This window comes from Flavobacterium sp. GSP6 (assembly GCF_003984855.1).
In the GTDB taxonomy this organism is placed as follows: Bacteria; Bacteroidota; Bacteroidia; order Flavobacteriales; family Flavobacteriaceae; genus Flavobacterium.
This window is the reverse complement of sequence record NZ_RYDO01000006.1, coordinates 117,734-132,900: the sequence shown is the minus strand read 5'-3', so window position 1 is coordinate 132,900 and position 15,167 is coordinate 117,734. Positions and strand designations below refer to the sequence as shown.

Genomic DNA, 15,167 nt, shown 5'->3' with positions numbered 1-15,167 from the left:
ATAATTTGCGATTGGCATAAATAGTTTTATCGTTCCACCTTTGTACTGTACTAATTCAACAACTTTACATTGGAAACGAATCAAAAAGCAATTCAGAAGGAATCTTTTATTTTTTTTAAAGTAAATGCCACATTGCAGCAACTCATTTTCGTTGCATTGCTTTTGTTTTGCACCACAATTTTTATTTCTCCACCAATTGCTTTGGTACTAGGATTGATTGTTGCCAACCTTTTTGGACATCCTTTTTTAGAATTGAATCATAAAGCAACTAATTATCTGTTGCAGTTTTCGGTAGTTGGTTTAGGATTTGGAATGAATGTTCACAGTGCTGTTTCAGCCGGAAAAGAGGGTTTTTATTTTACAATTGCTTCTATTGTGAGCACTTTAATTTTAGGAACTTTTTTAGGAAAATGGTTTAAAACGGATACAAAAACATCACATTTAATTTCTTGTGGCACTGCAATTTGCGGAGGAAGTGCAATCGCCGCTATTGCTCCCGTAATCCAATCGAATGAAAAACAAACCTCAGTTGCTTTGGGAGTGATATTTATTCTGAATTCGGTAGCGCTATTTTTATTTCCTGCAGTAGGTCATTGGCTGGATTTATCGCAAAAAGAGTTTGGATTATGGTGCGCTATTGCTATTCATGATACGAGTTCTGTAGTAGGAGCAGCGAGTAAATTTGGTCCTGAAGCCATGCAAATAGCCACAACAGTAAAATTAGCCCGTGCGTTGTGGATTATTCCTGTAGCATTGATTACCGCATTTATTTTCAAAAATAAATCTGGAAAAATAAAAATTCCTTATTTTATAGGATTGTTTATTTTGGCAATGATTGCCAATACCTATCTGCCAGAAATGAAGAGTGCAGGACCACATTTAGTTTCACTTGCCAAAATAGGCCTGACGGTAACTTTGTTTTTAATTGGTGCCGGATTAAATAGGAATGTAGTGAAATCAGTGGGATTAAAACCGCTTGTGCAGGGAGTTTTGCTTTGGACATTCATTGCAGTTGCAACTTTAATTTCAATTATTTATTTAAAATAGTTTTATGACGGAAGGTTTTTCGTTTGATCACATGAAATTGTAATCTGATATAATCATACAAAAGTGCAAACAATAAAAAGGTTGCGGCAACAAAAAGTGTTTTCATGCCTAGTAAATTATACAAAAAACCACCTAGAATACAGCCCATGAAAAAGAATATAATAATAGACAATCTCAAATAAATACTGATCTTTAATTTTTTATTTTCTTCTGGTTTTTTATAAAAAAATAATTGTGACAGTTCGATTCCCAAATCAGTAAAAAGCCCCGTTAAATGGGTTGTTCTAACTGTAGACTGAGAGATTTTTGTAACCAAAGAGTTTTGTATTCCCATGGCAAAAAGCATCGAAAAAGCAATCCATTTTCCTTCAATGCTGGATAATTCAGACGCTAGTCCAAAAATACCAATGCCAATCAAAACAATCATTTCCAGTGAAATAGGAATGACATGAGATAAATCAGGATGTTTTTTAGAAATTAATTCTGCTAAAAAATTAGAGGTAAAAGCGCCCAACAAGAAGAAAATAGTAAATACAAAAAAGGTAATAGCAGCTATATAATTCTGTTTCATTATTTCTTCGGCAAAATAGGCAAAATGTCCCGTAACATTTGTGGTCAACGTGTGTACGGATAAAACTCCAGTAACATTTACAATTCCGGCAACAAAAGATAGTAAAGTGGCTAAACGTAGGTTATGAATAAAAGTTCTGTTTTTTCCTTGATGTCGAAACATAGTTGTAGTTTTCTTGTTTTAATTAACAGAATCTTAAACTCAATTTTTTCTAATAACGATTTAAAGAAATACATTTGTACTTCAAAAAAATAAATTTAATGAAAAATTTTAAAATTAGACCTACACTTATCACTTTATCTGCTCTTGGAGTTGCACTTTTTCTTTTGTCGTGGGGCGTTATTGGTCATGAACGAATCAATAGAGCGGCGGTAATGGCACTTCCAAAACCATTGCAGACCTTTTTTTACAATCATATCGATTTCATTACCCAAGAATCTACTGTTCCGGATTTGAGAAGAAATATTTTGAATGATAAAGCAGAGCCGCCCCGTCATTATTTTGACATGGAGAATTTTGGAGCTATGGAAACGTTTCCTAAAACTATGGAAGAAGCGAAGCTGAAATACGATGAGAAATTTTTGACTAAAAACGGAATTTTACCTTGGTATATTCAGGATATGATGGTCAAATTGACTAAAGCGTTCAAGGACAAAAGAAAAAATGAAATTTTATTTATTGCGGGGGATTTAGGCCATTATATTGCCGATGCACACATGCCGTTGCATACATCAGACAATCACGATGGACAAAACACGAATCAAAAAGGAATTCATTCCTTATGGGAAAGCCGTTTGCCGGAATTGTTTGCCAAAGGGTATAAATTAAATGTACCTGAAGGAATATATTTAGACAATGTGGAGAAAGCTACTTGGGATATCGTTTTTGACACGCACAGTTTAGTGGAACCTTTGTTGGCTGCCGATAAAAAATTAAGAACTGCAACTGCTGAAAACAAAATGTACGTAACGGATACCGATGGAAATGTTGTCAAGAACAAATACGGAGGAATGTTATATTCCGACGAATATGCTGCTAAATTGCACACGGAGTTGAACGGAATGGTTGAACAACAAATGAAAAAAGCCATTACAGCCACTGCAAGTTTTTGGTACACGGCTTGGGTTAATGCCGGAAAACCAGATTTAAGTACTCTTGATACTGCCGAACTTACAAAGCGCAATAGCAAAACTTTAAAAAAGGATTTGAAAACTTTTGAAAAAGGAACTCTTTTTGGTTTAACAAACGAAAAAGAATAACGATATATTTCCAATTAAATAACGGGTAAAACTTCAATTTTACCCGTTTTTTTATGCTAATAAATTTTTTGATATTTTTTTTTCTTTAACATATCCGAGACTGTTTGATGATACGAAATCATTTCATTTACTAAATCCGTTCTTTCTTTTGTGAGCGGTATTTGATCATAAAATATTTAAAAATCAGTAGCTGCTTTTTGATTGGGTTTCAAAGTCAATTGAAATTGTTTGACGGTTTGTTTGAGAGAAATAATAGTCAATACATTTTACCCCGCCATCAAGAGATTTTGCATCTCCGGGAATATCAATTTTTCCATTTGGATACGTGAATGGTCTGTGATTGCTCACGGTCATAATGTGATTAAAAAACGGCTTATTTGCCGCTGCTTCTTTGTTTATTTCCGAGAGTGCTTTGTTGTACATATCTTCATCGCAAACGTCCCAAATATTAGCAAAAGTGATTTCGTTGGGTTCAAATGTTTTTTTGTCTACAATTTCATATCCATTTCCTGAAAAGAAATCGCCCATATTGTCAAAAAAGGAATCGCCGCCATACATGAATTTTACAGTATAGCCTTTTTGTTTAAAGAGCATTCCGGTAGGGAATTTATTTTTATTGTCTTTCCTTTTTATAACACTTTCGCCGGGAGTAGGAGGAAAACATAAAGTAATGGCTTCAAGTTCACTTTTCATAAATGCCATATAAAATTTATATAATAGGCTGGTTTTTTAATTAATTGACAAACATATTTTAAGAATTTTATTTAACGGATAAAGCAGGAATTGCCAATAACGATAATGTGAAGAGAAGCAGGTAAATTCCTGGAATTTTGATTTTTTGTACAAAAGCGGGAATGCTTTCAATATAGTTTTTTGATTTCTTTACTTTTAAAATAAGTGACCAATCCTGTACAAATAAATAGTGCAGAAAATAAGGGAATAACAGGATAGGATTGCATAATATTACCTATCACTTCATTAGTATACACCAGATAATTTACTGCGATAAAATTGTATTTGACCCCAAATTCATTCCGAAAAAGGTATTCACTGATTCTATTTTGTAAAATTAAACCACATATAGAAAGATGACAAAGGAAAATAACCAGAACCTGATTTGTTTCGGTATTTTGTATTGGAGATGAAAATATGATAGAGCCACAAAAAGTCACTGACCAAAACAAAAACAAAAATCAGATAAAAATCCAAATATAAATAAGTGTAGCGTATCAATCCAAGTAAAGGAGGCTTGTGTGATGGGATAAAAAAAAAGAATAACTCTTAAAATAAAACTCATACTAATGTAAAACACTACAATTAAGCACTGAGAATGTAGTGCCGTTTTTCTAATTCATAAAAACAGACTAACTTAGTAGCCTGCTAGCAAGAGTGGATTAGGATAATGAAGTAATTTTATACTTTAAAGAGTCTAGCTGTAACGGCTATAAAACTCTTAAACGCAAATAAAAAAATAAAAATGAAAATAATAGCAGTCATTCCCGCACGATACGCTTCGACACGATTTCCTGCCAAACTAATGCAGGATTTAGGCGATAAAACGGTAATTTTAAGAACGTATGAAGCAGCTGTAAACACTAAATTATTTGATGCTGTTTTTGTAGTAACTGATTCCGATTTAATTTATGACGAAATACGTACTCACGGAGGAAACGTTATTCGAAGCATCAAAGAACACGAATCCGGAAGTGATCGAATTGCAGAAGCAATAGAAAATCTGGATGTTGATATTGTAGTCAATGTACAAGGAGATGAGCCTTTTATTGATGCGGCACCTTTAGCTAAAGTGATTGAAGTTTTTAGAAATGATTTGGATAAAAAAGTAGATTTAGCGTCGTTGATGCGCGAAATCACGAATGAAGCAGAGATTAATAATCCCAATAATGTAAAAGTTGTGGTGGATCAAAACGGATTTGCCTTGTACTTCTCCCGATCGGTTATTCCGTATCCAAGAGCGAAAAATGTAGGCGTACGGTACCTGCAACATATTGGTGTTTATGCGTTTAGAAAACAAGCATTATTGGATTTTTATAGTTTGCCCATGCAATCATTAGAAGCATCTGAAAAACTAGAGCAATTGCGTTATCTTGAATTTGGGAAACGCATTAAAATGATCGAAACTACTCACATTGGTATTGGTATTGATACCCCAGAAGATCTAGAAAAAGCTAGGGAAATGTTAAAAATTCAGAGCTGAAAAACCGTTTTGATTAGGCAATTTTCTCGATGACAATAAGTTCGTTATGAACTTCAACTCTTGGAATAGTTCTAATTTTAAATTGATTTTTGTAAAACTCGGTTACATATTTTTTATTTCTTTGATTTTGATTTTCATCTAATAACATCGTATTAAAAAGAATAAAACCATGACTTTTTAAAAGCGAGCAAACCCTATTGGTAAAAAAAGGTTCAAATAAAAAATTAGGCATTGTAGTGTCCTGAAAAATATCAATGATAATCAAATCGTATTTAGTAGGGGTTTTTAACACAAATGCAAAAGCATCCTCAATTACAATTGTAAGATTTTTTGTTTTATCCAAGTCAAAATAGGCATTGGCTATTGTAATTATTTCAGGATCAATTTCAACACCGGTAATTTTTCCTTTGTATTTTATTTCTTCTACCAATGTTTTGATGACACTTCCACCAGCAACACCTAAAACTAAAATATGCTCCATGGGCACAATTTTTTTGTATCCAATGTTTTTTAAGCCTAACCTCAGAATCCGTTGCAAACTGCCATAGGAATAATTTGTGTTTTGCGAATCCATGACCAGTTCCCCATTTGCCCAAGTCACCTCAATCGATTTGCTCAAAACCGATTTAGTTTGATAAATAGTTAAAGGAATTACGTAGCTGAATATTTTTTTTAGCATTAATGATAGATTTACCCAAAAATAAGATATTAATTATTTATTTTGTACGAAAGAAAGCAAGAATGAAGAAACAATTATACAAATGGATATTTTCCAGACTAATGGGTTGGAAAGTAGTGGGTAGTATTGATCCAAATATCACGAAATGTGTCATGATGATAATGCCACATACCAGCGCTCATGATTTTTATTTAGGGGTTTTTATCCGAGCAATAACCGGTTTACAAATGAATTGGGTAGGCAAACAGGAATTATTCCGTTTTCCTTTGGGATTTTATTTTAGATACATGGGTGGAGAACCGCTTGATAGGACAGGAGGGTTGAATAAAGTGGATTCTATTGCAGCTATTTTTCAAAGAAAAAAGGTTTTTCGTCTGGCAGTAGCACCGGAAGGAACCCGTAAAAAGATTAGCAAACTTAAAACAGGATTTTATTACATTGCTTTAAAAGCAAAGGTTCCTGTAATTCCTATTGCATTTGATTTTGGAAAAAAAGAAATTAATTTAGGAAATCCTATTTTTCCTTCGGGAGATATTGAGGCCGATATAACCGTTTTGAAAAAACATTTTATAGGAGTCAAGGGTAAAATTCCAGAACAGGGATACTCATTTGAATAACTCTTAAAAAAACTTAAAAAATGTTAAAACCATATAATTGATTTCTCGTAAGTGTATTAAAACTCTAAAATATACAACATGAAACATTTGGTTATTAGTACCGCATTTTTAGTTTTATTTTTCGCTTGATACAATAATAATGATTCTGATACTAGCCCGGCAGAATTAAATTTGATGACATCCAGTAATACCTCCGGGAAAATTACGCTTACCAATTTATTAACTACAACACCAATAGTCAAATTATTTGCCAGTGCTGCTTCAGCCACTGATGGTGGATTAATTATAATTAAAAATTTCTCAACTGTTTTCGCTTCAACTGCTGCTGCGGGAACAATTGCAGTAACGAATCAAGTACGGATTTATGGTTCTAATTCACTTTTAGGCAATCCTGTGGCTGTGGCTTATGACAGTGTTACAAAAAACATATATGTTGCTGAAAGATTAAATGCAGGAGGACAAGTACTAACGTATAGTTTTCCTGTTGGTTCGGGTGATTTTGCTCCCGTAAATGCGAGAGCGGAAGCGGGTGTAACGTCAATTTTTGTCTTAAGAAAATAGATTTTTGTTTTCAAAAATGCTTTTTTAATCGATAACCCCAATTCTAAAATCAGAATTGGGGTTATTTATTTAATTTGGAACATAACTCTTGAAAGAGCCATTTTTATAAAAGATAACAATGGTGTCAATTTCAGAAGCAACCGCTTCACCAGGACTATTTATTGGATCACTTTTTTTAGTTTCCAATGCAGGAATCAAAACAGTATTTTTTAGTTCAGAAAATAAATTTTCAGAGATTATTTGATCACTGGCCAGAGCAGGGATATTTTGTTCAGAGACCTGATTAATAATTCTTTCTCTAGTGTTAAACTCTTCCGCATTTTTTGGAAAGGTTCCTTTTCCATTCAGAATCCAATACAAATCAACATCAGGAAAAACATCTAAAATTTTAAGTATAAAATCCAAGCTTGGTTTGTTTCTCCCAGAAAGCAGGTGAGACAGGCTGGAGCGTTGCACACCAATTTTATCTGCAAAAGAAGAGGCATTCAAATTGTAGTAGTCCAGTATAATCTCTAATCTTTTTATAAAATCTTCTATGTTTACCATTGTAAATTAATGTAAAAATTAACTAGTTACAAATGTAATCAAAAGAAGCTTACGTATCAAAATTAAAGGTATAAATAGTATTTTAAAAGTCTAATAAACTAAAGTTATACTTTTAATAAATACACATAATTAATTGATAAACAAAATTCTAATTATTATAAAATAAATTTATAACAATTGTTAACATTTGCCGGATTTTCTACCTGGTTTAACTGGCGAAAAGTGTTTACAGTATTGAAATATTCTTTGTTTTGAATGTTTACAAATGTAAATGCAAAGATGTTTACTTTTGTAAATCAAATAAAATGGTATGAATTTAGAAGAATTATTCGATCAGTTTAAGGAAGAATCCGTTCGTGGACGGTACGTCACTTTAACATCAATCGAGCCTTTGTTGCAAAAATTAAACACGAACAATCAACTTCAAATTATAGGAAAATCAGTTCTTGGAAAATCTATTTATTCGTATGAAATTGGAAAAGGAAAAACGAGAATTTTTCTGTGGTCCCAAATGCACGGAAATGAAAGTACAACTACAAAAGCGCTATTCGATTTTTTTAATGTACTGCATAGTGGTTCTGCATTAGCACACCAATTATTAGACTTCTTTACTTTTTACACCATTCCGATGTTGAATCCTGACGGTGCAACATTATACACAAGAGAAAACGCCAATAAAGTTGATTTAAATCGCGATTCGCAAGCGCTGACACAACCAGAAAGCAAGCTGTTAAGGGCAGCTTTTGATTCCTTTGAGCCTGATTATTGTTTTAACTTGCATGATCAGCGTACTATTTTTGGTGTAGATGATACCGGGAAACCTGCAACAGTATCTTTTTTAGCACCTTCCTATAATGAAAATCGAGATATAAATGAATCTAGGTTGAAAGCGATCAACTTGATTGCCGGAATAAATGAGGATCTACAGCGTTATCTTCCCAATCAGATTGGGCGTTTTGATGATTCGTTTAATATAAATTGCATTGGAGACACGTTTCAGTTTTTAGGAGTGCCCACTTTATTGTTTGAAGCGGGTCATTTTGAGAATGATTATCAAAGGGAAGAAACACGAAAATACGTTTTTATGAGTTTAATTTCAAGTTTTAGGATACTCTCCGAAAACGTTATAGTTGATAATGGAATTGACAAATATTTGAGTATTTCTCAGAATAAAGTCGTTTTTTATGATTTTATGTATAAAAACATCAAAATAAATTATGATGGTATCGAAATTATCACCAATTTTGCAGCACAATACAAAGAAGAGTTAATTGAAAATCAGGTCTGTTTTAATGCCTATGTTTCACAAATAGGCGATTTAGAGGATTATTTTGGTCATTTCGAATATGATGCTAAAGGAGCTTTATACAAAGATGGTTATAATGATATTCCTAAATTAAATCAAAAAGCTGATTTTTATTTAGATAATAACGTGAAATTTGTTAACGGAATGATAAAAATATAATATTTACGTCTTTTTGTTGTTTTTATGTATATTTTTATACTTTGTTATAGTAATTAATAATATTAATTAAAGAATTATGAGTAAGTTTCGTTTAGATGAAGTAGATCACCAGATTTTAGATATGTTGATAGACAACACAAGAGTTCCATTTACGGATATTGCAAAAAAATTATTGATTTCAGCAGGAACTGTGCATGTTAGAGTGAAAAAAATGGAAGATGCCGGTATTATCATGGGATCCTCATTAGTGCTTGATTATGATAAATTAGGCTATTCTTTTATTGCTTATGTTGGTGTTTTTCTAAATAATACGTCTCAAACGAAGTTTGTTTTGGAGCGTATCAACGAAATTCCTTTTGTAACAGTAGCTTCAGTCACCACTGGAAAATTTAATATTTTTTGTAAAATTAGAGCAAAAGATACCAAGCATGCTAAAGATGTGATCTTTATGATTGATGATATTGATGGTGTTTATAGAACCGAAACAATGATTTCCCTTGAGGAAAGTATAAATGATAAGAAGCGTTTGATGCATACTATTTTCAAAAATATGTAATTACTCTTGAATGCACTATATTATAAATATAACCTCAAGTTAGTTCTTGAGGTTTTTTTATGAAAAATTAACTAAACCAACAACCAACTACAACAAAATTATGTACACACTACCCAAACTTGAACGTTTTAATCAAGATGTCCTCTCTAAATATCACATTTATAATAGTGTTTTTATAACATTGCCATTTCACTCCATAGATAATACGGGAGCTTTACTTCCTTTGTTTGCAGATATTTGTGATACAGGATTTAAAAAGCAAGAAACTCCAAAAGAAATTTTTGATTTTTTTGCCAAAAGGTATTTACATGATCCTTCAGAAACAGAAAAAATTGATATTATGTTTCGTTTTATTCAATATATCGAACGCCAAATTGTTTTGTTTGATGCTATTGAAGATGCTGCTTTTCCAGTTGTTAATAATATGGAAGGACGAGGATCTTTAAGAGATATCAAAGAAAAATCAGATGCAAAAGACAAGGAAGAGGAATTGATTGATTTTCTGGAAGATTTCAATGTAAGGACAGTTTTGACGGCGCATCCTACGCAATTTTATCCGGGAGCAGTTCTTGGGATAATTACTGATTTGACCGAAGCGATTCGGAAAAATAACTTGCTTGAAATTAAACAGTTACTGGCTCAATTAGGAAAAACGCCTTTTATTCAAAACGAAAAACCAAATCCTTTTGACGAAGCAGTAAGTTTGATCTGGTATCTTGAAAATGTTTTTTATCAAACTTCAGGCGAGATCGTGCAGTATTTGCAAAAAAACATTTTTAACGGCAACTCCATAAAGAATCCTTTGATTAAACTTGGATTTTGGCCAGGCGGCGACCGTGATGGAAATCCATTTGTGACTACTGAAATAACGCTGAAAGTAGCGGAACGTTTGCGAACTTCTATATTGAAGTGTTATTATATCGAAATTAGAAATTTAAAAAGAAAACTAACCTTCTCTGGTGTAGATACTTTAGTGACTGAATTAGAACAAAAACTTTATAGGTCTGTATTTTATTCTACAGGAGAAATTTTCATTACTTTGGATGAATTCAAATCACAATTAAATAAAATTAAACAAATAATTATCGATCAGCATCAATCGTTATATTTGGATGAATTGGACGCGCTATTAATAAAAGTAAATTTATTTGGATTTCATTTTGCGTCATTAGACATACGTCAGAACAGTAAAATTCATGATGCTGTGTTCAAAGATATAGTGGATTTTTATTTAAAAACAAATCCCTCTGTTTTTCCGAAAAATTATTTTGAATTAACAGAAAAAGAAAAGTTTACGATTTTATCAAATGTAAGTGGGAATCTTGATGCTACTGTGTTTTCAAATGAAATGTCGCGTTTGACAATCGAATCCATTCAAACGATAAAAACAATTCAGGAAAAAAACGGAGAATTTGGCGCTAACCGTTACATTATCAGTAATAATGAAAGTGCACTTAATGTGATGGAGACCTTTGCGTTATTTCGTTTGAGCAATTGGGAAAATCCTCCCGTTGATATTATTCCGCTTTTTGAATCGGTTAATGATTTGCAAAATGCACATGCTATCATGGAAAAATTATATACTAATCCTGGTTATGCAAAACATTTAACGAACAGAGATAATAAGCAAACCATCATGCTTGGTTTTTCTGACGGTACAAAAGACGGAGGATATTTGATGGCGAATTGGAGTATTTACAAGGCCAAAGAAGAGCTTACTGCAATTTCCAGAAAATATGGTGTAAAAGTAATTTTCTTTGATGGTCGAGGCGGTCCACCAGCGCGTGGCGGAGGGAAAACACATAAGTTCTATGCTTCATTGGGGCCTAATATTGAAAATAACGAAATTCAGGTTACTGTACAAGGTCAAACGATTAGTTCTAATTTTGGGACTTTGGATTCCTGTCGCTACAATTTAGAAAATTTATTGAGTGCCGGAGTAACCAATCAGGTTTTCAGCAAAGGTCAAAATGAATTGACTTTGGACGAAAAAAACATAATGGATCAATTAGCTGGTTTAGGATATGAGAAATATTTAAGCTTTAAAAATCATCCAAAATTTATTCCTTATTTAGAGCAGATGAGTACGTTGAAGTATTATGCTAAAACAAACATAGGAAGTCGTCCTTCTAAAAGAAGTAAATCAGAACATTTAGATTTTGCTGATTTACGAGCGATTCCTTTTGTAGGTTCTTGGAGCCAATTGAAGCAAAATGTACCCGGGTTTTTTGGTGTAGGTACAGCTTTAAAACATTTTGAAGATACAAATCAGTGGGATAAAGTTCAGGATTTATACGATAATTCGTTGTTTGTTAAAACCTTATTAGAAAACAGTATGATGTCATTGGCCAAATCATTTTTCCCATTGACTGCTTACATGAGAAAAGATCCTGAATTTGGAACATTTTGGCAAATTATTTATGATGAATTTTTAGAAACAAAAAGATTACTTTTGAAAATTGCAGATCATAAAGAGCTTATGGAAAATTATCCAGATGGTAAAGCATCAATTCAAATAAGAGAACGTATAGTGCTGCCACTATTAACAATACAACAATATGCTTTATTGCGTATCAATGAATTAAATAAAGAAAATACCCCTGACGAAGCTTTGATACAAGTATACGAAAAAATTGTAACCCGTTCCCTTTTTGGAAATACTAATGCCAGTAGAAACTCCGCTTAAACGATAAAATATGAAGTCAACTCAATTACCCGAAAACGAATATGCCTCTTTTTATACTCCGTATATAAATGCTTTGGGAGACGTAAATTTGATGGAAGAATTAGAAATTTCATTACATGATTTTATCCATTTTATTCAAAACATTCCAATGGATAAATTTGATTATAGATATGCGCAAGGGAAGTGGAATATCAAGGAAATTATTCAGCATGTAATTGATACGGAGCGCATATTTGCCTATCGTGCGTTGCGAATTTCAAGAAATGACCAAACAGCTTTGCCTGGTTTTGATGAAAATGATTATGTAAATAATACTGAAGCTGCCAATAGAAGTATTCAAGATTTACTAACTGAATTTTCAGCAGTGCGACATTCGAATTTATTTCTTTTCAAAAGTTTATCTGAAGAGCAATTAAAGAGAATTGGAACTGCCTCAAATACTGCTGTTTCAGTTCGAGCCATAGGTTTTATTATGATTGGACATCAAAAACACCATCAAAAAGTTTTTGAAGAAAGGTACTTATAAATTATTGAAAACAAGTCGACCAAATTTTCAACTTGTTTTCAAAAGACATAGTATTTACAGGATTTGTGGAAGGCATCATATAATATGTGATGCCTTTTATTTGACCAAATTTTTTTAGAAAGTATTTATGACTTTCTTTTCCGTTAAAAATAATTTTTGTGATGCCGGGAAATTCTTTAAACAATGTTTCAAAATCAGTTTCTTCTTGGTTTTTGATGGGAATATTTCAGTTTCAGAATTTACAAAATCCAGAAAGGATTGTATCATATTAAGGTTTAAAGTATAGCTTTTTCTTTTTCGAGTATGGCTAATGCTAACCGGATTTTTCCGTAGTCTATTTTTTCTTCAAAATAATCAAAATAAGGTTTTAAGGCATTTGGTGATTCCAGTTTTATTTGCGCTTCAGCAATTTGAGAAACTTCTTCTTTTGAGATAAGCGAATCCAAATCTATATTAGCTCCATCAACATACAGTTTTGCTAAATGAGACATAATTGTACTTAAACCTAATTTTCTTTTTTGGGCAATTTCCTCTACAGAGAATCCGGTAGTATAAAGTTCTAATGTTTCTTTGTAGGTTGTGGCTTCTTTTTTCTTTTTAGCGCCTTTTGCTTTCTGGAAATCTTGGATAACTTTTATAAAAGCATCGCCATATTTTTCTAGTTTTGCTTTACCAACGCCATCAATTGCTAATAATTCGGTATCGCTCATCGGTCTTTCAATTTCCATTTGGCGTAAAGCCGCATCACTGAAAATCACATAAGCCGGAACAGATTCTTCCTTAGAAATTTCGTACCGTAGTTTACGTAAAGTTTCAAAAAGTGAATTTGCAACGGATTTGGTTTGTTTAATTTCTTGCTTGTCGATATTGATTTTTTGAACTGTGGTCAGTTGTACTTTCTCACCTTCAAATAATACTTTTTTTGCAAAGGCTGTCAATTTGATTTTGTTTTGCTGGTGAAAAGCAATTTCACAATAGCCCAAATTGATCAATTGTATCAAATATTGATTCCAGTCATACCATGATAAATTAGCACCAACACTGTATGTTTTCAGGTTTTGGTATTCTTTTTCATAAATATATGCATTTTTTGAACCGCGTAAAAAGTCAATGATTACTGGTAATGGTTCTATTTCCTTCAACCGAATAATTGCCGATAAAGCTTTTTGAGCGATGACCGTTCCATCAAAAAAAAGTGGTGGATTTTTACAAATATCACAGTTTCCACAATTCTCTGTGACAAGTTCGCCAAAATAGGAAAGCAATATTTTTCTGCGACAACTCAACGCATCGGCATATTGTTTCATTCGTTCTAATTTGGCCAGTTGCACTTCAGCATTCAAACCTTGAGAGGCAAATTTTTGCAACTGAATCAGATCACCATAACTTTCGAATAATACCGTTTCTGATGGTAATCCATCGCGACCGGCACGACCAATTTCCTGATAATAGCCTTCAATGTTTTTAGGTAAGTTATAATGAATGACCCAGCGTACATTAGATTTGTCAATTCCCATTCCAAAAGCAATGGTAGCACAAATCACCTGGCAATCATCATTGATAAATTCATCTTGTGTTTTAGAACGAATTTTCGTGTCTAAACCTGCGTGATACGCTTTGGCATTCACGCCTGTTTTTTGTAGTTTTTCAGCCAATTCTTCTGTTGTTTTTCTGCTTAAACAGTAGATAATTCCCGATTCATTGGGCTTTTCTAGGATGAAATCTATAATTTGTTTGACTCTGTCCAAAGCGGGACGCACTTCTAAACTTAAATTTTTTCGATCAAAAGAAGCAACAAATATTTTTGGATTTATCAAATTTAATTGTTGGCTAATATCTTTACGTGTAGCCTTATCAGCCGTTGCAGTTAAAGCTAATATTGGAGTAGAAGGGAAGCGCTTTTTGAGGTATCCTAAATTAGTATATGCAGGACGAAAATCATGTCCCCAAGCTGAAATGCAATGTGCTTCATCAATAGCAATTAAACTTATGGTCAAACTATTGAAAAGATTATCCAGAAACGACAGGCTTTCCGGAGCGATATACACTAATTTAATCACATTCGATTTTAACCTTTCGATATAAAACTGACGTTCATTTTCAGTTTGGCTACTGTTGATGAAACAGGCTTCAATACCATTTGCTTTCAGACTATCTACCTGATCTTTCATCAAAGCAATCAGTGGAGAAATTACGATTGTAATTCCCGGAAAAACCAATGCGGGCAATTGAAAACAAATTGATTTTCCTCCACCTGTAGGCATAATTGCCAATGTATCCTGTCCGGAAAGTACACAATTTATTATCTCTTCCTGGTTTGGGCGAAATTTTTCAAAACCAAAGTTTTCTTTGAGTTTGGCATATAAAATTTGATTAGTCATTTTGGCGTATATTTAGAAGTCTAAAGTTATAAAAAAAGGAACTCGTGAATGAGTTCCT

13 protein-coding genes and 1 pseudogene are annotated in these 15,167 nt (G+C 32.8%); 9 read left to right on the top strand and 5 right to left on the bottom strand.

Annotation, left to right across the window (positions count from 1 at the left end; translation table 11 throughout):
- The first annotated feature begins 69 nt into the window (after positions 1-69).
- Positions 70-1,047, top strand: a complete 978-nt coding sequence (locus EKM03_RS08310) for a YeiH family protein (protein ID WP_233584078.1) — start codon at positions 70-72, stop codon at positions 1,045-1,047.
- Here the strand turns inward: EKM03_RS08310 and EKM03_RS08305 are convergent.
- Positions 1,031-1,780 carry a YoaK family protein gene (locus EKM03_RS08305; RefSeq protein ID WP_126459506.1) on the bottom strand — a complete coding sequence of 250 codons (750 nt, stop codon included), beginning with the start codon at positions 1,778-1,780 and terminating at the stop codon, positions 1,031-1,033. The two genes, EKM03_RS08310 and EKM03_RS08305, sit on opposite strands and share 17 nt — an antisense overlap.
- Before the next feature lie 98 nt (positions 1,781-1,878).
- Here EKM03_RS08305 and EKM03_RS08300 point away from each other — a divergent pair, with 98 nt between their 5' ends.
- Positions 1,879-2,877, top strand: a complete 999-nt coding sequence (locus EKM03_RS08300) for a zinc dependent phospholipase C family protein (protein WP_126459509.1) — start codon at positions 1,879-1,881, stop codon at positions 2,875-2,877.
- Positions 2,878-3,129: 252 nt separating this feature from the next.
- Here the strand turns inward: EKM03_RS08300 and EKM03_RS15480 are convergent.
- Positions 3,130-3,947, bottom strand: a pseudogene (locus EKM03_RS15480) (LTA synthase family protein); the annotation flags it as partial.
- A gap of 407 nt (positions 3,948-4,354) precedes the next feature.
- Here EKM03_RS15480 and kdsB point away from each other — a divergent pair.
- A complete protein-coding gene (kdsB, locus tag EKM03_RS08290) occupies positions 4,355-5,092 on the top strand; it encodes a 3-deoxy-manno-octulosonate cytidylyltransferase (protein WP_126459516.1) in 738 nt (245 codons plus the stop codon).
- Between the two features lie 13 nt (positions 5,093-5,105).
- Here the strand turns inward: kdsB and EKM03_RS08285 are convergent, their stop codons facing one another.
- Positions 5,106-5,771, bottom strand: a complete 666-nt coding sequence (locus EKM03_RS08285) for a spermidine synthase (RefSeq protein ID WP_126459519.1) — start codon at positions 5,769-5,771, stop codon at positions 5,106-5,108.
- 62 nt (positions 5,772-5,833) lie between these two features.
- Here EKM03_RS08285 and EKM03_RS08280 point away from each other — a divergent pair, with 62 nt between their 5' ends.
- Positions 5,834-6,388, top strand: a complete 555-nt coding sequence (locus tag EKM03_RS08280) for a 1-acyl-sn-glycerol-3-phosphate acyltransferase (RefSeq protein ID WP_126459522.1) — start codon at positions 5,834-5,836, stop codon at positions 6,386-6,388.
- A 174-nt stretch (positions 6,389-6,562) separates the two neighbouring features.
- Positions 6,563-6,949, top strand: a complete 387-nt coding sequence (locus EKM03_RS08275; RefSeq protein WP_126459525.1) for a hypothetical protein — start codon at positions 6,563-6,565, stop codon at positions 6,947-6,949.
- Positions 6,950-7,018: 69 nt separating this feature from the next.
- On the opposite strand, the gene EKM03_RS08270 is transcribed toward EKM03_RS08275, so the two are convergent.
- The gene (locus EKM03_RS08270) at positions 7,019-7,495 is read right to left on the bottom strand and encodes a helix-turn-helix transcriptional regulator (RefSeq protein ID WP_126459528.1); all 477 of its coding nucleotides are present in this window, start codon (positions 7,493-7,495) and stop codon (positions 7,019-7,021) included.
- A 310-nt stretch (positions 7,496-7,805) separates the two neighbouring features.
- Between EKM03_RS08270 and EKM03_RS08265 the strand changes: the two genes are divergently transcribed.
- The 4 genes from EKM03_RS08265 to EKM03_RS08250 all read left to right on the top strand — a co-directional run bounded on the left by EKM03_RS08265 (position 7,806) and on the right by EKM03_RS08250 (position 12,728).
- Positions 7,806-8,960, top strand: a complete 1,155-nt coding sequence (locus EKM03_RS08265) for a M14 metallopeptidase family protein (protein ID WP_126553317.1) — start codon at positions 7,806-7,808, stop codon at positions 8,958-8,960.
- Between the two features lie 76 nt (positions 8,961-9,036).
- Positions 9,037-9,516, top strand: a complete 480-nt coding sequence (locus tag EKM03_RS08260) for an Lrp/AsnC family transcriptional regulator (protein WP_072943262.1) — start codon at positions 9,037-9,039, stop codon at positions 9,514-9,516.
- 100 nt (positions 9,517-9,616) lie between these two features.
- Entirely contained in the window at positions 9,617-12,202 is a 2,586-nt protein-coding gene (locus EKM03_RS08255) for a phosphoenolpyruvate carboxylase (protein ID WP_126740169.1), read from the top strand.
- A 10-nt stretch (positions 12,203-12,212) separates the two neighbouring features.
- Positions 12,213-12,728: a DinB family protein gene (locus tag EKM03_RS08250; RefSeq protein WP_126459538.1), complete on the top strand. Its 516-nt coding sequence runs from the start codon at positions 12,213-12,215 to the stop codon at positions 12,726-12,728.
- 275 nt (positions 12,729-13,003) lie between these two features.
- Here the strand turns inward: EKM03_RS08250 and recQ are convergent, their stop codons facing one another.
- The gene (gene recQ, locus EKM03_RS08240; RefSeq protein WP_126740168.1) at positions 13,004-15,109 is read right to left on the bottom strand and encodes a DNA helicase RecQ; all 2,106 of its coding nucleotides are present in this window, start codon (positions 15,107-15,109) and stop codon (positions 13,004-13,006) included.
- Between the last annotated feature and the right edge of the window lie 58 nt (positions 15,110-15,167).